This window comes from Pseudomonas sp. MIACH (genome assembly GCF_001269925.1).
Taxonomy (GTDB): Bacteria; Pseudomonadota; Gammaproteobacteria; order Pseudomonadales; family Pseudomonadaceae; genus Aquipseudomonas.
Map to the genome: position 1 here is coordinate 1 of NZ_LHVO01000010.1, position 20011 is coordinate 20011.

The following is a 20011-nucleotide window of genomic DNA, read 5'->3' on the forward strand; positions in this document are numbered from 1 at the left end:
ATAATTGATTATTTTTGAATTGATTATTCTTTAATTGCATTTATTGGTCTTGAAGTAGATGCGGCCCATGTGGGAGGGGGCTTGCCCCCTCCCACAGAGATCTGTGCTGGACCTGCAAAAAACTGATCAGATCACATAGAACCCATGTGTCCCATCACGGGCCAACTGGTCGACCAAACCGAACTCCCAATCCAGATAAGCCTGCATGGCTTCCTTGGGGTTGTCGGTGCCTTCGTACGGCCGGCGGTAGCGGTCGATACGCGGTGAGGCCAGGTGGGTTTCGCCTTGTTCCAGTGGCAGTTGCGCGTTGATCCAGGCGGCGGTGCCGTCTTGCAGCAGGAACACTTGCTTGCCGGTGATCGCTTCGACTTCGGCCACCGCCAGGCGCGCCAGTTGGCTGCTGCCGCAGGTCAGTACATAACGCTGGGCGGCGGGCACCTTGGCCAGGGCCTCGGGCAGTTGCGCGCGCAACACCCACCAGGCGCCGGGGATGTGGCGCTTCACGTAGTTGGCGCTGGCGGTGAAATCCAGCACCACGGTGTCGCCATGGGTGAGCCATTCGGCGAGGGTGTGCGGGCTGATCAGCTCGGCCTGGGGCGGCGCGGGGACCGGCGCGACCCAGGCGCCTTCTTCTCTGAAGTGCGCCGCTTGCAGGTCATCCAGCACATGCACGTCCCAGCCCAGTTGGGCCAGCCAGGACGCGGACATATTCGCCCGCACGCCATCGTCATCCGCGAGCACCAGGCGTGCCCCGCGCACGCTGGCGACATGGTCGGTTTCCTGCACCAGTTGGCCGCCAGGGGTGGAGCGCGCGCCGGGCAGGTGGCCGGCTTCGAATTCTTCCGGGGTGCGCACATCGAACAGGTAGGTGGTGCGGGTGGTGTCCTGCTGCCAGGCGTGCAAGTCGGTGAGGGTGGCACGGCCGACGCGGGCCTTGTCGGCGACGCGGCGTGCGTCAACGGCAGCGATCTGGCGGTGTTCTTCCGAAGTCGGAGCAAAGCGCCGCGACTGACCGTGGGCAAGTTTCTGCCCGGCCAGGGTCCAGCCGATGGTGCCGTTGCGCAGTGCAGACACCGGGTTGGCCACGCCGGCATTGATCAGCGACTGGGTGCCGATAATGCTGCGGGTGCGCCCGGCGCAGTTGACGATGATGCGGGTGGCCGGGTCGGGCGCCAGTTCCCGGGCGCGCAACACCAGCTCGGCACCGGGCACGCTGATGCCGGTGGGGATGCTCATGGTTTGATATTCGTCGAAACGGCGGGCGTCGAGCACTACCACATCGGCCTGGCTGTCGAGCAGCGCCTGCACTTCTTCAGCGGCGAGGGACGGCGTGTGGCGCTCGCTCTCCACCAGCTCGCCAAAGGCCTTGCTCGGCACGTTCACATCGATAAACAGCTCGCCACCGGCCCGGCGCCAACCGTCCAGGCCGCCTTCCAGCAGGCTGACCTGGGTGTAGCCCAGCGCAACCAGGCGTTCGGCGGCACGGGTGGCCAGGCCTTCACCGTTGTCGTAGACGGTGACCTGGGTATCGCGGCGTGGAATGCGCGAATACACCTCCAGTTCCAGCTTGGACAGCGGGATATTCGCCGCGAACAGCGGGTGGGATTCGGCAAACGGCGCTTCTTCGCGCACGTCGACCAGGGCGAGTTCTTCGTGGTCCAACAGGGCCTGGCGAATCTGCGCGAAGCTACGGGTCGATACGGTGGTCATAGGGCAGGGCTCTTTTCTTTGGACAAGTCCCAGATATTCGGGAGGAAGGCGTTGGAATAACCGGAGATAAACAGTTTCTCGCTGCCGTCGGGCTGGTACACCGCACGGCGCACCGCGCCGATATTGGCGCCGTACACATGAATGCTGATCGACACCTGGTCGCTGTGGGCGTTGCTCACCTGATGGATGTCGCCGACCTTGGGCGACACCGCCTCGACCTGGCCCGGCACCAGTTGAATCGGCTGGCCTTCGGCGACCAGGCTGCCGTCGGGCGCGCGTTGGAAGCCTTGGGAAAACTCTGCACCGCGCAACATGCCGATCAGACCCCAGACCCGATGGTCGTGGATCGGCGTGCTTTGCCCCGGCCCCCAGACAAAGCTGACGATGCTGAAACGCTGGCGCGAATCGGCATGCAGCAAGAACTGCTGGTAGCGCTCGGGATCGGGTTGGGCAAATTCATCGGGGAGCCAGTCGTCATGGCTGACCAGTTGCGCCAGCAGCTTGCCGCCACGGTGCAACAGGTCGCCTTCGCGTGGATTGCCGTCGATCAATTCCGCCAGGGCGCCTATGAAGGCTCTGAGTCTCTCGGGGTGTCGGGCCTGGGTCATGGCACTTCCATCGTGTGGTCGCAGGGATGGGTTTATCTAAGCATAATGTTTATAGTTAATATGCTATTGTTTAATGATTAGCTTATAGCTGAAGGTAATTTAGAACCGGTCTGAATAGCGTTAGACGTTATCGATTGCAGCACGGGCTATTCACGCCACGTTCCTGCAACTATGCTTCACACACATCTTAATGACTGTTCTCTATGTGCGGCCCAAATGAAAATTGACGATATCGATGCCTTTGTCGAAGTGATTCGTTGCCAGTCCATCAGCCATGCCGCCGAGTCGTTGCAATTGACCCAGCCGGCCATTACCCGCCGCGTGCAGAACTTCGAGCAGGCGCTGGGCGTGGAGCTGTTCGACCGCAACACCAAACCCCTCAAACCGACGTTGATCGGCACCCGCGTCTATGAGCAGTGCCGGTTGATCCTGCGCGAGATGGATGCCCTGCGCGAGCTGGTGGCCACCGACGCACCGCCCACCGGCCTGCTGCGCCTGGGTGTGCCGCAGACCATCGGCGATGTGGTGCTGCTGGATGCGCTCAAGCACCTGCGCAACGAATACCCTGACTTGCGTGCCCAGGTCGCCACCGGCTGGGGCAGCCAGTTGGTGGGCAAGATCGAACGCGGCGAACTGGACGCGGCGGCGGCGCTGTTCCCGGCAGGCAAGATCTTCCCGGACAACATCGTCGGCGAGTCCATCGGCAAGATGGAACTGGTGGTGGTCTGCGCCAAGGCCCAGTTGCCGAAAAAGCCGTGCAAGCTGGCCGATGTGTACCAGAACGGCTGGGTCCTCAACCCGGACGGCTGCGGCTTCCGTGCCGGCTTGCAGCGCACCTTGTCCGATCAGGGCCTGGCCCTGCGGGTCAACCTGGAGACCTTCGGCACCGAGCTGCAACTGGGCCTGGTGGCGGACGGCCTGGGCTTGGGCCTGGTGCCCCGGCCGTTGCTGGAGCGCAGTGCACACCGCGAGCAACTGGCAGTGATGCCGCTCAAGGATTTCAAGCCGGTGATGGATTTGTGGCTGATCTATCCGCACTTCCTGGGCAACCTGCAGGGGCCGGTGGATGCGTTTGGCAAGCGGGTGGCGGCGTCCCTGCATAAAGTCCGCAACGCCGCGTAACCCTGTGGGAGGGGGCTTGCCCCCGATGACGGCCTCTGGGCCGACCATTTTTTTGGATTGGACCGGGTACATATCCGTTGCTGCGGTAACGGCGGCTTAGGGTTCCGCCCTGACGGCGGCTCACTTTGGAAAAGCCCCAAAGTAAGCAAAGGGCTCTTGCCCCACCACTCGGCACCTCGCCTAGGCTCAGTGTGCCCGGAATCCGACAGTGATTTGGGGGGCCGCCGCCACGCGCCATCCATGGCGCGGGGCGGCTAAACCGGCATCCCTGCCGGTTTACCCCCTAAATCACTGTCGGATTCCGGCCAGCGTGGTTAACGGGGCGCCTGAGATCAAGATCAAGATCAAGATCAAAAGCAAGATCAAGGGCGGCTCGCTTCGCATCGGTGTTAGCGTTGCGGGAGATACTCATGGCCATCGGGGGCAAGCCCCTCTTATCAAACTTAAAATAACTGAATGATTTTAGGGGGTTAAAATTTCACCCTGAAGTCTTGAGTCCTGCCTGAACAATTTCAGGCGACCGCATTCTTGTGGCAAGCCCGCTCGCCACAGCTTGCTGCGCGACAGCGCTGCGTCGAAGAGGTCGTGGGATCTACCACATTTGCCCTGAATTATTGGTAAGGGTTATATGAAAAAAAATAATAATTAGCTTAGATTAAAATGTGCTTTTTATTATTTTTGGTCATCCCCTAGGCTTGCCTGGAAGTCCTTAAGGCCATCCAGGAAGTTTTGCCATGAGCAGCGTCACCTCGATCACCAATCTCACCAGCAATGTTCGCCAGCGCGTTACCCCGCAAGAGTGGGAGGTGCGCGTCAAACTGGCCGCCGCTTATCGCCTGGCCGCTTTGTACAAGTGGACCGATCACATCTATACCCACTTCTCCGCCCGTGTACCGGGGCCGGAGGAGCATTTTCTGATCAACGCCTTCGGGCTGTTGTTTGATGAAATCAGCGCGTCCAACCTGGTCAAGGTCGACCTCGACGGCACTATCGTCGACGACCCTACCGGCCTGGGCATCAACTACGCCGGTTATGTGATCCACAGCGCGATCCACGGCGCACGCCATGACCTGCAGGCGGTGCTGCACACCCATACCCGCGACGGCATTGCGGTGTCGGCGCAAAAGGACGGGCTGCTGCCGATCTCCCAGCATTCCATTGGTTTTTCCGGGCGTGTGGCGTACCACGGCTATGAAGGCATTGCCCTCGACCTGGACGAGCGTGAGCGCCTGGTCGCGGACCTGGGTGACAAGAGCGTGATGATCCTGCGCAACCATGGCTTGTTGACTGCCGGTGTCAGTGTTGAACATGCATTTGCGCAGCTGCAACAGCTGGAGCGCGCGTGCAATATTCAGGTCGCGGCGCAGGCGGCGGGGAATGCGGAGCTGATCTTCCCACCAGCCGAAGTGGTGGAAAAGGTCGAGCAGCAGGCCAAGGCACACGCCAGTGGCGAAGGACCGGGGGTGGCGCGGCATTGGAATGCGCTGATTCGGCAGTTGGAGCGGACTGATACCGACTACAAGAACTGATCTCCAGCCAGGTGAAGATCAAAATGTGGGAGGGGCAAGCCCCTCCCATATTGGTTTTGTAGTGTTCTGGCTTACGCGACCTGTTTGGCCTGCTCGCGTTCAGCAATCAGCTGGCGGGTGAGGGGGATCAACCGCTTGCCATAGTCGATCGCATCATTGAGCGGATCAAACCCACGGATCAGGAAGGTGGTGATGCCGAGGTCGTAATAATCGAGCAATGCCTCAGCCACCTGTTCGGCGGTCCCCACCAACGAGGTGGAGTTCCCCTGCGCCCCCAGCAACCCCGCAATCCCCGTCCACAGACGCTTGTCCAGCCGCGAGCCCTGCGCCGCCGCCGCCAGCAACCGGCGCGAGCCTTCATTCGGCGGTTCACGCCGCACAAAGCCATTCTTCTCGGCCAACTCGGTGGCCTGTTGCAGGATGCTGTCGGCACGCGCCCATGCCTGTTCTTCGGTTGCGGCGAGGATCGGTCGCAGCGACAGGCTGAAGCGAATCGTGCGCCCATGCTTGGCAGCCTCGGCGCGCACCTGGGTCACGATCTCGCGTACCTGCTCATAGGTTTCGCCCCACAGCGCATACACATCGGCATGCTTGCCTGCCACTTCAATCGCGGCCTTGGAAGAGCCGCCAAAGTACAGCGGGATATGCGGCTGCTGCGGCGACTTCACCGCGGAGTGCGCGCCTTCGACCTGGTAGTAGGTGCCGGCAAAGTCGAAGGGCTGGTCGCTGGTCCATTCCTGGCGTACCACGCTCAGGTATTCATCGGTGCGCGCGTAGCGTTCGTCCTTGCCGATATGGCTGCCATCGGCGCGCAGTTCACGGTCGTCGCCGCCGGTGATGATGTGCACGGCGGTGCGCCCGCCATTGAACACATCAAGGGTGGCGAACTGGCGGGCGGCCAGGGTGGGTTGGGCGAAGCCCGGACGGTGGGCGATCAGGAACTGCAGTTTTTTTGTCACGCTGGCGGCATGGGAGGCGATCAGCGTGCTGTCCGGGCTGTTGGAATGGAACGCCACCAGCGCGCGGTCAAAACCGGCTTCTTCGTGGGCGCGGGCCACGGTTTCCACGTAGTCCGGTTGCAGGGTAGGGCCGCTGCGCGGGTGGATCTCGGAAGCGTGGTGACCGCCGATATAGCCGATGAATTCAATGCTCATGGTCTGTCCTTGTCGAGTAGGGGGTGAGTACCTCCGCCGGGCAGGGGGTCGGTCATGCTCGTCCACGGTAGGGGCCGCGACAGCCGGTGTAAAATGCCGTTTGGTTCTAACCTAATTATTAAAATAGAGAATCATGTTTGTGTTAAGTAATCAGGAAATTGCATTTTGACTGCGTTGCTGACGCGAGATAACGTTGTGTTTTTTTCGGGCCTGAGGTCTGATGAGCGCCGAAAACGGCACCTCGAAGGTTAAGCAGTGATGCGGGCAGAACTTGCGCAATATGGCGGCATTACCGTCATGATTCCGGCCGCACTCATGATTGCTGTCTGGTTAAGGTATTCCAGCCCGTCCGCATTGCGGGCCTGGGTACTAACGGTGGGTATTACTTATTCGATGGTGGCGGCCAGCAAGTTGCTGTTTAAAGGCTGGGGATTATCGTCCCAGCCGCTGGATATTGCGGTGATCAGTGGCCACGCCATGAACACCTGTTTAATGGTCACGGTGGCGATAAGTTTGTTGGCCCGCCAGTTCAACTTGGCCTGGCGTTGGCCCGCGGCGTTGCTGGGGTTAACGATAAGTCTCGGGTTCAGTGCTTATTGTGTCGCGCCTTATATACATCCACTGAATGAAGCCCTGGCCGGTGCCGTACTGGGGGCGACAGCCGCCATTGCCTTTCTGTGGCGCATCGACGCCGCGCCCATCAGGCTGTCCCCCAGGTTCATGGGCGGCGGGCTGGTGTTTTTGCTGCTCTGTGCGCTGCTGCCCAAGTACAACGCGGAGTTGCTGCTCAACCGCGTTGCAGTGGCCCTGTCAGGCGCCGACCAAGCCCATCAAGAGCCTGCCTGGCGACTGGAAACGGCGCAGAGAAAGGCCGAGTAAGTCGCCAGGTCCAGGGCCAGGTTGCTTTCCACCATCAGCGCCAGCAAGGTCGTCTGCGCGTTGAAGCGTCGCGCATTGCCACGGCGCCGCGCGCGCTTCATCTGTTGGAACAGCGCATGGGTGATCTGCTCGCGGGAGCTGCCTCGCAACTGGTCCAGCCAGCGGCCGATGGCCCGGGTGTTGCGCTGGTACTGCGCGCCCAGCACCGGCTCGGCAAACCCCTCGAATATCCCCGTCAGCCGGCGCAGCGCATAGCCGCGTCTCAAGCCCGCCCACAGGCTCATGGCCGCTCCTCGGTGCCGCAGATATTGGCCAGCAGTTCGGCCGTCTTGACCTGCATGAACTGGCTGTCGCCGCGACTTTCCACGCACAGGCACACCGACAGCGCATCACTGACCTGCAACTTGAAGCGCCAGTCGGCAAAGACCATGGAAAACCCGGCGCCGGACGCGTCGCTGTCCAGTGAGTTGTCGGCATACAGCACCTGTATGCGTTCGACGACATGGGTTGAATTATGCACTTCCACATGAATATTTCCCGAAGAAGGAAATAGGCCAATACGCTCTACCAATAACTTTGAAGTGTTCATGGCCGTCCCCTGTCTGCTGCATTCAAACGGCACTTTATTATGCGGGGGTGGAAAAATACCGGAATGTTATTTTTAGTCGGTTAATACCCGAATGTTATTTTTTGTCTTAGGCGATAGATGGTCGCGGTTTATCGGCTGTGGTCATAATTACTCGGTCGTTAGTTGTGGGTTATTCAATAAGGTCATCCCTTTTGCCGAAGAATAAGTGTGCGGTGCGTGGGAGGTTGCCTTGTTCAAAAAGATATTGATCGTGTGCATCGGCAACATCTGCCGCAGCCCCACCGCGGAACACTTGCTGGGGGCCGCGCTTGCACCTTCCGGGATCCAGGTGAGTTCGGCGGGCCTGGCGGCCTTGCGTGATCATCCGCTGGAACCCCTGGCCGGGCAGGTGCTGGAGGAGCACGGACATGTGCCGCAGGCGCACAGGGCCCGGCAGCTCGACGCCGGCGCCGTGAGTGAGGCCGACCTGATCCTGGTGATGGAACAACGGCACATCGACGGCGTGCTCAACCTCGCCCCCGAGGCGCGGGGCAAGGTGTTCCTGTTGGGCAAGTGGCAGCACGATCGCGAGATCACCGACCCCTATCGCCAGGGCAAGCCGGCCTTTGTGCAGGCCTATGCCTTGATCGAACAGGCCGCACAGGCCTGGGCCAAGCGCCTGGCGCGCTGACGCTCCCTCTTTAAACGATTGCAAGGACGAAGACGCGATTTATGTATTCACCCCAGAACGCTTCCCCTGAAAGCCCTCACCGTGACGAGATCGATGTGCTCGGCATGCTCGGCAACCTGATCGATCACAAATGGCTGATCGCCGGGATCACCGGCACCTGCATGCTGATCGGTGCGGCCTACGCCATTCTGTCGGCGCCGGTGTTCCAGGCGAATGCGTTGATCCAGGTGGAACCGAAGAAGAACGACATGCTCGGTTTCTCCGACGTCAGCAGCCTGCTGGGCAAGGAATCGCCGGCGGTGACCGAGATCGAGCTGATCAAGTCGCGCACCATCATTGGCAAGACCGTCGATACCCTGGCGTTGGACATCACTATCACGCCGCAGCATTTTCCGTTGATCGGTGGCTTCCTCGCGCGGCGTTATGCGCCTGAACACAAGGGCGACATCGCACCGCCGCTGTTCGGTTTCAGCCGCTGGTCGGCGGGTGGCGAGGCCCTGGCGCTGAGTACGTTGAACCTGCCCACCGCGTTGCTCGGAACCAAGCTGGTACTGGTGGCCGGCGAAGCCCAGGCCTACACGTTATTTGATGAGGACGGCGTCGAGATCGCCGCAGGAAGCGTCGGTGTGCCGTTTGCCGCCGAGGGCGTCGAGGTGCTGGTCAAGGAAATGCGGGCCAACCCGGGCGCGCATTTCAAGATCGTGCGCAAGTCGCGCCTGGACGCGGTGGCCGACTACCAGGACCTGCTCACCGTGATCGAGCGCGGCAAGGAGTCGGGGATCATCAGCCTGTCCCTGGAGAGCACGCGCCCGGCCCTGGCGGTGCGTACGCTGAATGAAATCTCCAACCTGTATGTGAAGCAGAACGTCGACCGCACCTCGGCCGAGGCGGCGCAGAGCCTGTCGTTCCTCAATGACCAGTTGCCCCAGGTACGTCGCGACCTGGAGAAGGCCGAGAACGCCTTGAACCGCTTCCAGACCCGCAGCAAATCCATCGACATCAGCCTCGAAGCCAAGGCGGTGCTCGACCAGGTAGTGGCCCTGGATACCGGGATCTCCGAACTCAAGCTGCAACAGGCCGAGATGGACCGCAAGTTCACCCCCCAGCACCCGGCTTATCGTGCCTTGATCGCCAAGCTGGCGGAACTCAACGCCAAGCAGGCGCAGATGACCAAGCGCGTCGAAGGCTTGCCGAGCACGCAGCAGGAATTGCTCAGCCTGACCCGCGACGTGCAAGTGGGCACCGAGATCTACACCCAGTTGCTCAACCGCTCCCAGGAGCTGGACGTGATGCGCGCCGGCACCGTGGGTAACGTGCGCCTGATCGACAGTGCCGATGTCAACCTGGCCAAGCCTGTGGAACCGCGCAAGGTCATCGTGGTGCTGCTGGCGATGTTGCTCGGCGGCATGCTTTCGGTGGCCATCGTGCTGGTGCGCAGCCTGCTCAACCGTGGCCTGGAAAGCCCGGATGACATCGAGAAACTCGGCCTGCCGGTGTACGCCTCGATCCCCTTCAGCCTGTTGCAAAAGGCCGAGGAAACCAATGCCGCCAAGGGCCGTTCAGGCGCACCTTCGCTGCTGGCGGTCAACCACCCCCATGACCTGGTGATGGAAGCCATGCGCAGCCTGCGCACCAGCCTGCACTTCGCCATGCTCGAAGCCAAGAACAACCGCCTGATGATCACCGGCCCGAGTCCCGAGGTAGGCAAGACGTTTGTCTCGGCCAACCTGGCGGCGATTGTCGCGCAGTCGGGCCAGCGCGTATTGCTGATCGATGCGGACATGCGCAAGGGGTACTTGCACAAGACGCTTGGCAAGGCGGTAGAGGCGGGGTTGTCCGACCTGCTCGCCAAGCGCTGTGATCTGCAGGAAGCGATTCACCCGACGGCTGTGGAGCGCTTCGACTTTATCGGCCGTGGGCAGATCCCGCCCAACCCGTCGGAACTGTTGATGCACCCCAACTTTGCTGCGTTGCTGGCCGAAGTCAGCGAGCGCTATGACCTGGTGATCATCGACACGCCGCCCTTGCTGGCGGTGACCGACGCCGCGATTATCGGGCGCCAGGCCGGCACCAGCCTGATGGTCACGCGTTTTGGGGTGAGCTCGGCGAAGGAAATCGAGTTGACCCTGCGCCGCTTCCATCAGAACGGCATCGAGCTCAAGGGCGCGATCTTCAATGGTGTGGAAAAACGCCGGTCCGCCAGCTACGGCTATGGCGACTACGGCTACTACAGCTACGCCTATCAGTCCGACAAGGCCTGATGACCATGAGCAAAGTGCTTGAAATGCCGCGTTCGTTGTCGCGACGGTTTCGCCTCAACGTGCTCAGCTATGGCTACACCCAATTGGTGACGCTGGCAGCGCAACTGGTGCTGGTGCCGTTCTTCCTGCACGCCTGGGGCACCGGGCGCTATGCCGATTGGCTGGTGCTCACCGGTATCCCGTCGATGCTCAGCCTGCTGGACCTGGGGGTGGCCCAGGCGTCGGCCACCAGCGCCACCTTGCGCGCCAGCCAAGGCGATGTGCCGGGGGCGCGGCGCAGTGTGCAGACCGCGTTGGCCTTTACCCTGGCGGTAGTTGCGCTGGTGCTGGTATTCGCCCTGACCTTGGGCCAGTGGCTCGACTGGGTATCAATGCTCGGGCTCAAGACACTGACCCCAGAGCAGGCCAGCCTGGTGGTGCTGTGCATGTCCGGCTACCTGTGCACGCGCTTGCTGGGTGGGCCGATCGACGCCTGGTTTCGCACCATCGACAGAACCGTCGGCGGCGTCTTCATCATGGCCAACCGCAGGACCCTGGACATTGTGTTGTCCATCGTCGTGCTGCTGCTCGGCGGCTCCGAACTGCAATTGGCACAGGGCATGTTCGTCAGCCAGGTGCTGTTCCTGGTGTTGGTGACCCTGTTTGTGCGGCGTATTTCACCCTGGCCGTTGCTGGGGCTGGCATCGGCATCCTGGGCCGAGTTTCGCGGTATCTGGAAACCGGCGCTGGGCAGCGCGGCGATCCCGCTGGCCCAAGCGATCACCCTGCAAGGCGGCCTGCAAGTGCTCAACCAGATCGCCGGCCCGGCGGTGGTGGTGGGTTACACCATGGCGCGCACCTTGATGCGCCTGATCATCCAGTTGGGTATTACCTGCAGCAACGCCCTGACCCCGGAGATCTCGCGCCTGGCCGGGCGCGGCGAGTTCGAACAGGCGCGACGGTTTACCCAGCGCGCCAGCTCCCTGGTGCTGGGCCTGTGCGTGCTGGTGTATGCCGCCGGGATCTGGGCCGGGCCGCAGATTATCCTGCTGTGGAGCCATGGCCTGGTGCAGGTCGATCGCTTGTCATTGGCGCTGATCGGCTCCCATACGATTTTGAATGTGGCGTGGTTCATCCTCGCGGCGATGCTGATTTCCACCAACCGCCACACCCGCACTTCGGTGATCTACGCCTTGAGCAGCGTCGCGGCCCTGCTGCTGTGGCTCGCATGCAAGGAGCGTATTGATCCGCTGCTGGGCGCGTCGCTGTTGCTGTCGCTGCCGGAACTGGTGGTGTTGGTATACCTGCGGGTGCTCCGTGGCGGGGAGGTCGGCCCATGATGCTGTCCCAGGCGCGCCTGACCCTCTACTTGCCGCTGACGTTCTTCGCCTTGCCCCTGGCGCTGAGCAACAACCTCTCGCAACCGTTGGCGCTGTTGCTGCTGCTGCCGTTCGTGGTGTACGCGGCGCGTGGTTTTACCCGGGCGCTGCCATTGCTGGCGTTGGTGGTCGCGTCCAGCGTCTTGCAGGTATTGCTGAGCAGTGGGGCGAAGATCTCGCTGTACCAGTTCCTGCGCTCCGGCATTCCGTTTTTCTATTTTGTGCTGCTGTTGGCCGGGTACAGCTATGTGTTGGCCAATGTGGAAAAAATCGCGCGGGCCCACAGCGTCAACTACCGGCGCATCCTCGAACGCATCATCTACATCTTCGCCCTTGGCCAGTTGCTGCAGGTCAGCCTGTATGGCGCGGGCATCGACCTGACCAACGCCGCGTCCAAGTCCAGCGACGAAGTCGGGCGGATCATGTTGTTCCCCACCAGCTCGGCGGTGCTGCTGTTTTTCTATGCCTGTTGCCAGCGCAAGATCGGCTTGATGCTGATCCTCGCGGTCACGCTGCTGGCGGCCGGTTCCAAGACCATCCTTGCGGCGATGGCGGTGATGATCCTGTTGTCGGCGATTACCCAGCGCAAGCTCAAGTCATTGGGAGTGCTGGTGGTGGCCATCGCTGCGCTGGGCACGCTGACCTTCTATGCCAGCCCCTTGGCGGTGTCGCGCTTTGCCACGTACTTGTTCGAAGAGAAGGGCGAGGACGTGACCCGCGCGTTCGAGATCGCGCATGCCAAGGAGTCGTTTCTCGACAACCCCACCACGGTGTTCCTGGGCAATGGCCTGGCCAAGCAATTGACTCCCGGCGTGCCCACCAATGACGAGCGCTGGTTCGAGAACTCCAAGTTCGATATCGAGAACGGCTACTGGGGCGTGACCGCCAAGCTGGGGGTGGTCGGGGTGGCGCTGTTTTGCCTGTTGTTCAGCGGTTTGCCGCGCAGTCCGGTATCCCTGGCCGTGGTGGCGATCCTGCTGATTTTCTCGTTCAAGACCAGCTACCAGTTCTTCACCACCTTCGATGGCAGCTACTTGCTGGTGTGGTCGATGTTCATCGGCCTGCTCAACAAGGTTGCGCCTGCACGCCAGGCTGTTTACCCAAATTACTTACTGAAACGGGCTGGATCATGAACGCACCTGCAAGCCCCATCAGGGCCGGGATACTGACGTACCACTTCAGCGAAAACTTTGGCGCGGTGCTGCAAGCCTATGCCTTGCAGCGCTGGCTGCAGCAGCAGGGCTTGCAGGTGAGCCTGATCAACTACCACCCGGCCTACGTGGAGGATGGCAGCGAGATCCGCCAGCTGTTCAACCCAAGCCAGCTCAAGGCCAACCTCAAGGCCCTGTACCTCAAGGTCCTGGCGTTGAAAACCCAGGTGCTGGGACCGAATGCCCAGTCGCGCCAGTTCCAGGCGTTCAAGGCGCGTTTCCTGAATATCCAGGAGCCGCGCTACGCCCACGCCCACCAGCTCAACCAGGCGGTGGCCGGCCAGCAGTTGCTGGTGGCCGGCAGCGACCAGATCTGGAACCCCTCGGGCCAGACCGGCCTCGATCCGGCGTACTTCCTGGCCTTCGATTGCGACAAGGCGATCCGGCGCATCTCCTACGCCGCAAGTTTCGGCAAGGAATACCTGGAGCCGCAGTACCACGCCGAAGCCGAGGGCATGCTCAAGCAACTGTCGGCGATCAGTGTGCGCGAGGAGAGCGGGGTGAGCATCGTGCACCAGGTCTCAGGGCTGGCCGCCCAGTGCGTGCCGGACCCGACGCTGTTGCACCGCGATTATTCGGCGCTGCTCGCCACGTCCACCCAGACCCGCACCGGCCATGTGTTCTGCTATGCGTTGCGCACCGGCGTGGGCGTGCGCGAAGTGGCCCAGGCGCTGTCGCAGCATGTGGCCGGACCGATTGTCTCGCCCTATAACGCGCACCGGCGCTGGCGGCAGATCGGCGAGACCGTGCAGGTGGGTCCGCAGGATTGGCTCAAGTTGCTCAAGGAAAGCGCCTACGTGGTGACCAACTCCTTCCATGCCACGGTGTTCGCAATCATTTTCGAGAAGCCGTTTATCGCCGTGGGGTTGCCGGGCAACAAGGCCTCGCTGAACGCCCGCGTGCGTAACCTGCTGGAAAAGCTGGAGCTGTCGCAACGCTTCCTGCCCGCAGACGATGCCGACCAGGTGCAGGCCTTGATCGCGGCGCCCATCGACTGGGTGGCAGTGCGGGACCGGCGCCAGGCCCTGCAACAGGTGGGCGAGCGCTACCTGTTGGAACAACTGGCGGCGCTGCGGCCATGAGCGACTTCGCGCAACTCAAGTACGTCGATACGTTGCCGCGCAGCAACAAGGCGCGGCGCCTGTTGTGGGGCATCGTCTACCAGCTGCTGTTTCGCCCTACGCCACGCTGGATGCTGCACGAGTGGCGCAGTTGGTTGCTGCGCTGCTTTGGCGCCAAGGTCGGCGTGGGCTGTCGCATCGCGCCCACATGCAGCATCTGGGCGCCGTGGAACCTGGAGATCGGCGACTACACCGCCATCGCCGATGGGGTCGATGTGTACGCCATGGCCAGGATCACCCTGGGTTCGAAGGTCGCCATCAGCCAGCGCAGCTTCCTGTGCACCGGCACCCACGACACCCGCAGCCTGCTGCGGCCTTTGGTGACCCGCGAGATCGTGATCAAGGACCACGTGTGGGTCGCCGCCGAGGCGTTTATCCACCCCGGTTGTGTGTTGGAGGAGGGCTGCGTGGTCGGCGCGCGCTCGGTGGTCACGGCCAGCCTGCCGGCCTGGATGATTTGCGTCGGTGCGCCGTGCCGCCCCCTCAAAACGAGAGACATCGCACTATGAAACAGGTGAAACCCATGATGGATAAGGCATGGAAGTTGATGTATTTCGTCAGCGAGTTCTTTCGCGACATGCTCACGTTTATTCGCCACAACGGCTACTCGCCGCTGGAAAGCCGCAACAAGAAGCTGTTCTACAAGATCCTCATCGAAACCCACACGGTGGAAAAGGGCCTGTCCCTCAAGGAACCCAAGCCGCTGTTCGGCAAGGACAAGATCAACGGCATCATCCACATGCTCAACGAATACGACCGCACGTATTCGGCGCTGCCGGTGGAGATGGCCCTCGGCGCCTTCCAGGGCTACCTCGACCTGCACCGCACCCTCGGCATCAGCGACGATTTCGTGTTCTACCTGGATGCCTATGTGGAGCACCTCAAGCGCGACGGCACCGCCGGCAGCGGCGGCATCAAACGTGCGGCGCCGTGGCTGGGCAACGGCGGGCTGGATGCCAAGGCGTTCCTGCAATCGCGCTCCAGTTGCCGCATGTTCCAGGCCGGCAAGATCGACACGGGCCTGCTGACGTCCCTGGTGGAATTGGCGCAGTCGTCACCCTCGCAATGCAACCGACAGTCGTCGCGGGTGCATGTGTATCAGGACCGCGCGGTGATCGCGCAACTGCTGGAACTGCAAGGCGGCTCGCGCGGGTTTGCGCAGTCGGTGGACAACCTGTTTGTGGTCACGTCCGAAGTCACCGCCTGGGGCGGCGCCGGGCAGCGCAACCAGCTTTACGTCGACGGTGCGTTGTTTTCCATGGGCCTGCTGCTGGCCTGCCACGCCAATGGCCTGGGCGCGTGCCCGCTGAACCTGGCGATCCTCAATTCGGTGGAAAAGAAAATCCGTGGCATCGGCGCCATCCCGGCCAGCGAGCGGTTGATCATGATGATCGCCGTGGGGCTGCCCCTGGAAAGCCACTTCCGGGCCGCGCGTTCACCGCGCCGGCTCACCACCGAAGTCCTGCAGTTGCACGGTGGTTGATATGAAGCGTGAAACCGTCAGCGTGATCATCCTCACCTACAACGAAAGCCTGCATATCGCCCGGGCCATCGATTCGGTGCGTGCCTTCAGCGACGAGGTGATGGTGGTCGATTCGTTCTCCACCGACGACACCTGCGACATCGCCCGGCGTCATGGCGCACTGGTGGTGCAGCACGCCTTCGTCAACCAGGCCAAGCAGTTCCAGTGGGCGCTGGATCACCTGCCGATTACCGGCAACTGGACGATGCGCCTGGACGCCGACGAAATCATCGAGGCCGACCTCGCTGCGGCGATCAATAACCGGCTGCCGACCCTGGCCCGCGACATCACCGGCATCAACTTCAAGCGCAAGCATATTTTCATGGGGCGCTGGGTGCGCCATGGCGGCCGCTACCCCCTGAAGATGCTGCGGCTGTGGCGCACCGGGCAGGGGCGCATGGAGGACCGTTGGATGGACGAGCACATCTCGGTCGCCGAGGGCCGCACCATCACCCTCGAAGGCGGTTTTGCCGACCATAACCTGCATGACTTGACCTTCTTCACCCACAAGCACAACCAGTACGCCACCCGCGAAGCGATTGAAGTGCTTAACGCGCGGCTGGGGCTGTTTGCGATACGCGATGAACTGCATGCCGGGCAGAGTTCGTTCCAGGCCAAGGCCAAACGCCTGGTCAAGAACCGCGTGTACAACCGCGTGCCGTTCACCCTCAGTTCCACCGCGTATTTCCTGTGGCGCTACATCATCCAGCTGGGGTTTCTCGATGGCCGCAGCGGCCTGGTCTATCACCTGCTCCAGGGCTATTGGTACCGCTTTCTGGTGGGCGCCAAAGTGCTCGAACTGGAAACCGCGATTGCGCACTTAAACGATAAGGAAGCCATTGTCCGGGAACTCTCAAAGTTGACCGGCCATAACTTGAACCTGCCCACACCGAAGTAACTGAGCGTTTTTAACAAACACCCAAGTTTGGGTGTCGGCCTTCGCTCGCCTATCAATTGGGAGACAGACATGAACAAAGTTGCGCTTATCACCGGGATTACCGGTCAGGATGGCTCGTACCTGGCGGAACTGTTGCTGGAAAAAGGCTATACCGTGCACGGCCTCAAGCGCCGTTCTTCGTCGTTCAATACCCAGCGCATCGATCATATTTACCAGGACCCCCAGGCCCTGCATAAAAACCTGATCCTGCACTATGGCGACCTGGCGGATTCGTCGAACCTGACGCGCATCATCCAGCAGATCCAGCCCGATGAAATCTACAACCTTGGCGCCCAATCCCATGTGGCGGTGAGCTTCGATTCGCCGGAATACACCGCCGATGTGGATGCCCTCGGCACCTTGCGCATCCTTGAAGCGATCCGCCTGCTGGGCCTGGAAAAGAAGACCCGTTTCTACCAGGCCTCGACCTCCGAGCTGTACGGGCTGGTGCAGGAAACCCCGCAGAAGGAAACCACGCCGTTCTACCCGCGCTCGCCCTATGCGGTGGCCAAGCTGTACGCCTACTGGATCACCGTGAACTTCCGCGAAGCCTATGGGCTGTATGCGTGCAACGGCATCCTGTTCAACCACGAATCGCCGCGTCGCGGTGAAACCTTCGTGACCCGCAAGATCACCCGCGCCCTGACCAACATCGCCCTGGGCCTGGAGCAGTGCCTGTACATGGGCAACATGGATGCATTGCGCGACTGGGGCCACGCCAAGGACTACGTGCGCATGCAGTGGATGATGCTGCAACAGGAGAGCCCCGAGGATTTTGTCATCGCCACCGGCGTGCAGTATTCGGTGCGCGACTTTATTCGTTGGTCGGCGGCGGAACTGGGCCTGCACTTGCGCTTTGTCGGCAAGGGCGTGGAGGAGGTGGCGGTGGTCGAGCGGATTGATGGCGACCTGGCGCCGGGGATCCTGGTGGGCGATGTGATTGTGCGCGTCGACCCGCGTTACTTCCGTCCGGCGGAAGTCGAGACGCTGTTGGGCGACCCGTCCAAGGCCAAGCGTCTGCTCGGCTGGGTCCCGGAGATCAGCGCCCAGGAAATGTGCGCCGAGATGGTCCGCGAAGACCTCAAAATCGCCCAGCGCCACGCCTTGTTGCGCTCCCATGGTCACGATGCACCGATTGCCGTGGAGAACTGAGCATGGCCCGTGACTTTGATGCGCGAATCTTCGTGGCCGGTCATCGCGGCATGGTCGGCTCGGCCATCGTGCGGCGCCTGTGGGCCTTGGGCTACACGCAGTTGCTCACGGCCGGCCGTGATGAGCTGGACCTGCTCGACCCGGCGGCAGTGCAGGCGTACTTCGCCAGGCACCGTGTGGACCAGGTGTACCTGGCGGCCGCCAAGGTCGGCGGGATTCACGCCAACGCGACGTACCCGGCCGATTTCATCTATCAGAACCTGATGATCCAGGCCAACGTGATCCACGCCGCCCATAGCCATGGCGTGGAGAAACTGTTGTTCCTCGGCTCGTCCTGCATCTACCCGGTGCATGCACCGCAACCGATGATCGAAGCGGTGTTGCTCGACGGTGCGCTGGAGCCCACCAACGAACCCTACGCGGTGGCCAAGATCGCCGGCATCAAGCTGTGCGAAAGCTACAACCGCCAGCATGGCCGCGATTACCGCAGCGTGATGCCCACCAACCTGTACGGCCCGGGCGACAACTACCACCCGCAGAACAGCCATGTGATCGCCGCCTTGCTGCGGCGCTTCCACGAGGCGACCCAGCGCGGCGATGAGGAAGTGGTGATCTGGGGCAGTGGCACGCCGCGGCGCGAGTTCCTGCATGTGGATGACATGGCGGCGGCCAGCGTGCATGTGATGGAACTCAGCCAGGAACGCTACCGCGAGCAGACCCAGCCGATGCGTTCGCACTTGAACGTCGGCACCGGGGTGGATTGCACCATCGCCGAACTGGCCCAGGCACTGGTGCGGGTCACCGGCTTCAAGGGGCAGTTGCGCTTTGACGCCAGCAAGCCCGACGGCGCGCCGCGCAAGCTGCTGGATGTGAGCCGCATCAACGCCCTCGGCTGGGAAGCCTATGTGCCGCTGGAGGAAGGCCTGCGCGACGCCTACAACGCCTACCTCGCCGCCCTCGAACAGCCTCGGGGCCAGTGATGAAGATCCTCCTGTACGGCATCAATTACAGCCCGGAGCTCACCGGCATCGGCAAGTACAGCGGCGAACAGGCACGCTGGCTGGCGGGCCAGGGGCATGACGTGCGGGTGGTGACGGCGCCGCCGTATTACCCGCAGTGGCAGGTGGGCGAGGGCTATTCGCCGTGGCGCTTTCGCACCGAGCAGGACCACGGTGTGACGGTGATTCGCTGCCCACTGTATGTGCCACGCCAGCCCCGCGCGCTCACGCGGCTGCTGCACCTGATGAGCTTTTCCGCCAGCTCCTGTCTGGCGGTGCTGGGGCAACTGCGCTGGAAACCGGACCTGGTGATCCTGGTGGTGCCCACGCTGTTTTGTGCGCCCCAGGCGTTGTTGCTGGCCAAGCTCAGTGGCGCGCGTTCGGTGCTGCATATCCAGGACTACGAAGTGGATGCGATGTTCGGCCTCGGTATCGGTGGCGGCTCCGTTATGCGTCGCCTGGCGTTTGGGCTTGAACGCTGGCTGTTGCGGCGCTTTGACCGGGTCTCGACGATTTCCAGCGGCATGCTCGACAAAGCAAAGGGCAAGGGCGTGAGCAGCAAGCGCCTGCTGTTCTTTCCCAATTGGTCGGAAACCGCGCGCTTTCGCCAGGTGCCCCGCAGTTGTGGACTGCTGCAACGCCTGGGTGTGGCGCCGGGCCAAAAGGTGTTGTTGTACTCCGGCAATATCGGCGAGAAGCAGGGCTTGGAGCTGATCCTCGACGCCGCCCAGGCCCATGCCGATCGCCCGGAGCTGGTGTTCCTGATCGTCGGCCAGGGCACCGGCAAGGCGCGTTTGCTTGAGCGTGTAGAGCGCGACGGCCTGCGCAATGTGCTGTTTGCGCCGTTGCAGCCCTACGAGGATTTGCCGGCGCTGCTGGCCTCGGCCGACGTGCACCTGGTGATCCAGAAGCGCGGGGTGGCGGACGCGGTGCTGCCCTCCAAGTTGACCAATATCCTGGCGGTGGGCGGCCACGCCATCATCACCGCCGACCCTGGCACTACCCTCGGCCGCCTGTGCGAGGAACACCCCGGCATTGCGCTGTTGGCTGAACCGGAGTCCGTCGCGGCGCTGAACACAGGGATCGAGCGGGCACTGGCATTGCCCGCGCGCAATGAGGTGGCGTTGAACTACGCCAAGGAGTTCCTCGACAAGGAACGCATTCTGCAACGCTTTCTGGCACAGGTCTGA

The 20011-nt window shown here is 62.1% G+C and carries 19 protein-coding genes; 14 read left to right on the plus strand and 5 right to left on the minus strand.

Annotated features, from left to right (window positions below; translation table 11 throughout):
• Positions 1 to 126 precede the first annotated feature (126 nt).
• Together AD670_RS02955 and AD670_RS02960 are read right to left on the minus strand one after the other, a co-directional pair.
• Positions 127 to 1710, minus strand: a complete 1584-nt coding sequence (locus tag AD670_RS02955) for a rhodanese-related sulfurtransferase (RefSeq protein ID WP_053128188.1) — start codon at positions 1708 to 1710, stop codon at positions 127 to 129.
• Positions 1707 to 2318: a cysteine dioxygenase gene (locus AD670_RS02960; RefSeq protein WP_027608695.1), complete on the minus strand. Its 612-nt coding sequence runs from the start codon at positions 2316 to 2318 to the stop codon at positions 1707 to 1709. Before AD670_RS02960 ends, AD670_RS02955 begins: the two co-directional genes overlap by 4 nt.
• A gap of 216 nt (positions 2319 to 2534) precedes the next feature.
• On the opposite strand from AD670_RS02960, the gene AD670_RS02965 reads away from it, so the two are divergent.
• Both AD670_RS02965 and AD670_RS02970 read left to right on the plus strand, forming a co-directional pair.
• A complete protein-coding gene (locus tag AD670_RS02965; RefSeq protein WP_053128190.1) occupies positions 2535 to 3440 on the plus strand; it encodes a LysR family transcriptional regulator in 906 nt (301 codons plus the stop codon).
• A gap of 734 nt (positions 3441 to 4174) precedes the next feature.
• Positions 4175 to 4969 carry a class II aldolase/adducin family protein gene (locus AD670_RS02970; RefSeq protein WP_053128192.1) on the plus strand — a complete coding sequence of 265 codons (795 nt, stop codon included), beginning with the start codon at positions 4175 to 4177 and terminating at the stop codon, positions 4967 to 4969.
• Positions 4970 to 5040: 71 nt separating this feature from the next.
• On the opposite strand, the gene AD670_RS02975 is transcribed toward AD670_RS02970, so the two are convergent.
• Positions 5041 to 6123, minus strand: coding sequence for an LLM class flavin-dependent oxidoreductase (locus AD670_RS02975; protein WP_053128194.1), 1083 nt, complete (start codon positions 6121 to 6123; stop codon positions 5041 to 5043).
• Positions 6124 to 6381: 258 nt separating this feature from the next.
• On the opposite strand from AD670_RS02975, the gene AD670_RS02980 reads away from it, so the two are divergent.
• On the plus strand, positions 6382 to 7002 hold the full coding sequence (locus AD670_RS02980; protein ID WP_262417377.1) for a hypothetical protein: 621 nt from the start codon (positions 6382 to 6384) through the stop codon (positions 7000 to 7002).
• Here the strand turns inward: AD670_RS02980 and AD670_RS02985 are convergent.
• Both AD670_RS02985 and AD670_RS31830 read right to left on the minus strand, forming a co-directional pair.
• Positions 6954 to 7286, minus strand: coding sequence for a hypothetical protein (locus tag AD670_RS02985; protein WP_053128196.1), 333 nt, complete (start codon positions 7284 to 7286; stop codon positions 6954 to 6956). The two genes, AD670_RS02980 and AD670_RS02985, sit on opposite strands and share 49 nt — an antisense overlap.
• Positions 7283 to 7591 carry a phosphomannomutase gene (locus tag AD670_RS31830; protein ID WP_240435298.1) on the minus strand — a complete coding sequence of 103 codons (309 nt, stop codon included), beginning with the start codon at positions 7589 to 7591 and terminating at the stop codon, positions 7283 to 7285. Before AD670_RS31830 ends, AD670_RS02985 begins: the two co-directional genes overlap by 4 nt.
• Before the next feature lie 229 nt (positions 7592 to 7820).
• Here AD670_RS31830 and AD670_RS02995 point away from each other — a divergent pair, with 229 nt between their 5' ends.
• The 11 genes from AD670_RS02995 to AD670_RS03045 all read left to right on the plus strand — a co-directional run bounded on the left by AD670_RS02995 (position 7821) and on the right by AD670_RS03045 (position 20011).
• Positions 7821 to 8261 carry a low molecular weight protein-tyrosine-phosphatase gene (locus tag AD670_RS02995; protein WP_053128197.1) on the plus strand — a complete coding sequence of 147 codons (441 nt, stop codon included), beginning with the start codon at positions 7821 to 7823 and terminating at the stop codon, positions 8259 to 8261.
• A gap of 41 nt (positions 8262 to 8302) precedes the next feature.
• The gene (locus AD670_RS03000; protein ID WP_053128198.1) at positions 8303 to 10522 is read left to right on the plus strand and encodes a polysaccharide biosynthesis tyrosine autokinase; all 2220 of its coding nucleotides are present in this window, start codon (positions 8303 to 8305) and stop codon (positions 10520 to 10522) included.
• A gap of 5 nt (positions 10523 to 10527) precedes the next feature.
• Positions 10528 to 11841, plus strand: coding sequence for a lipopolysaccharide biosynthesis protein (locus AD670_RS03005; protein ID WP_053128200.1), 1314 nt, complete (start codon positions 10528 to 10530; stop codon positions 11839 to 11841).
• Positions 11838 to 13013 carry an O-antigen ligase family protein gene (locus AD670_RS03010; protein ID WP_053128202.1) on the plus strand — a complete coding sequence of 392 codons (1176 nt, stop codon included), beginning with the start codon at positions 11838 to 11840 and terminating at the stop codon, positions 13011 to 13013. Before AD670_RS03005 ends, AD670_RS03010 begins: the two co-directional genes overlap by 4 nt.
• Positions 13010 to 14173, plus strand: coding sequence for a polysaccharide pyruvyl transferase family protein (locus AD670_RS03015; protein ID WP_053128204.1), 1164 nt, complete (start codon positions 13010 to 13012; stop codon positions 14171 to 14173). The genes AD670_RS03010 and AD670_RS03015 overlap by 4 nt, the downstream gene beginning before the upstream one ends.
• Complete coding sequence (locus AD670_RS03020; RefSeq protein ID WP_053128206.1) at positions 14170 to 14721, plus strand: acetyltransferase; 552 nt, start codon at positions 14170 to 14172, stop codon at positions 14719 to 14721. The genes AD670_RS03015 and AD670_RS03020 overlap by 4 nt, the downstream gene beginning before the upstream one ends.
• A 14-nt stretch (positions 14722 to 14735) precedes the next feature.
• The gene (locus tag AD670_RS03025; RefSeq protein WP_172681437.1) at positions 14736 to 15695 is read left to right on the plus strand and encodes a nitroreductase family protein; all 960 of its coding nucleotides are present in this window, start codon (positions 14736 to 14738) and stop codon (positions 15693 to 15695) included.
• Between the two features lies 1 nt (position 15696).
• Positions 15697 to 16632 carry a glycosyltransferase family 2 protein gene (locus tag AD670_RS03030; RefSeq protein ID WP_053128208.1) on the plus strand — a complete coding sequence of 312 codons (936 nt, stop codon included), beginning with the start codon at positions 15697 to 15699 and terminating at the stop codon, positions 16630 to 16632.
• A gap of 69 nt (positions 16633 to 16701) precedes the next feature.
• Positions 16702 to 17823 carry a GDP-mannose 4,6-dehydratase gene (gene gmd / locus AD670_RS03035; RefSeq protein WP_053128209.1) on the plus strand — a complete coding sequence of 374 codons (1122 nt, stop codon included), beginning with the start codon at positions 16702 to 16704 and terminating at the stop codon, positions 17821 to 17823.
• A 2-nt stretch (positions 17824 to 17825) separates the two neighbouring features.
• Positions 17826 to 18803, plus strand: coding sequence for a GDP-L-fucose synthase (locus tag AD670_RS03040; protein WP_053128210.1), 978 nt, complete (start codon positions 17826 to 17828; stop codon positions 18801 to 18803).
• Positions 18803 to 20011, plus strand: coding sequence for a glycosyltransferase WbuB (locus AD670_RS03045; RefSeq protein WP_053128211.1), 1209 nt, complete (start codon positions 18803 to 18805; stop codon positions 20009 to 20011). Before AD670_RS03040 ends, AD670_RS03045 begins: the two co-directional genes overlap by 1 nt.

Excerpts from the sequence above, each read along its gene's own strand:
- AD670_RS02955 (WP_053128188.1), bottom strand. The coding sequence starts at position 1,710 with ATGACCACCGTATCGACCCGTAGCTTCGCGCAGATTCGCCAGGCCCTG.
- AD670_RS02960 (WP_027608695.1), bottom strand. The coding sequence starts at position 2,318 with ATGACCCAGGCCCGACACCCCGAGAGACTCAGAGCCTTCATAGGCGCC.
- AD670_RS02965 (WP_053128190.1), top strand. The coding sequence starts at position 2,535 with ATGAAAATTGACGATATCGATGCCTTTGTCGAAGTGATTCGTTGCCAG.
- AD670_RS02970 (WP_053128192.1), top strand. The coding sequence starts at position 4,175 with ATGAGCAGCGTCACCTCGATCACCAATCTCACCAGCAATGTTCGCCAG.
- AD670_RS02975 (WP_053128194.1), bottom strand. The coding sequence starts at position 6,123 with ATGAGCATTGAATTCATCGGCTATATCGGCGGTCACCACGCTTCCGAG.
- AD670_RS02980 (WP_262417377.1), top strand. The coding sequence starts at position 6,382 with ATGCGGGCAGAACTTGCGCAATATGGCGGCATTACCGTCATGATTCCG.
- AD670_RS02985 (WP_053128196.1), bottom strand. The coding sequence starts at position 7,286 with ATGAGCCTGTGGGCGGGCTTGAGACGCGGCTATGCGCTGCGCCGGCTG.
- AD670_RS31830 (WP_240435298.1), bottom strand. The coding sequence starts at position 7,591 with ATGAACACTTCAAAGTTATTGGTAGAGCGTATTGGCCTATTTCCTTCT.
- AD670_RS03000 (WP_053128198.1), top strand. The coding sequence starts at position 8,303 with ATGTATTCACCCCAGAACGCTTCCCCTGAAAGCCCTCACCGTGACGAG.
- AD670_RS03005 (WP_053128200.1), top strand. The coding sequence starts at position 10,528 with ATGAGCAAAGTGCTTGAAATGCCGCGTTCGTTGTCGCGACGGTTTCGC.
- AD670_RS03010 (WP_053128202.1), top strand. The coding sequence starts at position 11,838 with ATGATGCTGTCCCAGGCGCGCCTGACCCTCTACTTGCCGCTGACGTTC.
- AD670_RS03015 (WP_053128204.1), top strand. The coding sequence starts at position 13,010 with ATGAACGCACCTGCAAGCCCCATCAGGGCCGGGATACTGACGTACCAC.
- AD670_RS03020 (WP_053128206.1), top strand. The coding sequence starts at position 14,170 with ATGAGCGACTTCGCGCAACTCAAGTACGTCGATACGTTGCCGCGCAGC.
- AD670_RS03025 (WP_172681437.1), top strand. The coding sequence starts at position 14,736 with ATGATGGATAAGGCATGGAAGTTGATGTATTTCGTCAGCGAGTTCTTT.
- AD670_RS03030 (WP_053128208.1), top strand. The coding sequence starts at position 15,697 with ATGAAGCGTGAAACCGTCAGCGTGATCATCCTCACCTACAACGAAAGC.
- gmd (WP_053128209.1), top strand. The coding sequence starts at position 16,702 with ATGAACAAAGTTGCGCTTATCACCGGGATTACCGGTCAGGATGGCTCG.
- AD670_RS03040 (WP_053128210.1), top strand. The coding sequence starts at position 17,826 with ATGGCCCGTGACTTTGATGCGCGAATCTTCGTGGCCGGTCATCGCGGC.
- AD670_RS03045 (WP_053128211.1), top strand. The coding sequence starts at position 18,803 with ATGAAGATCCTCCTGTACGGCATCAATTACAGCCCGGAGCTCACCGGC.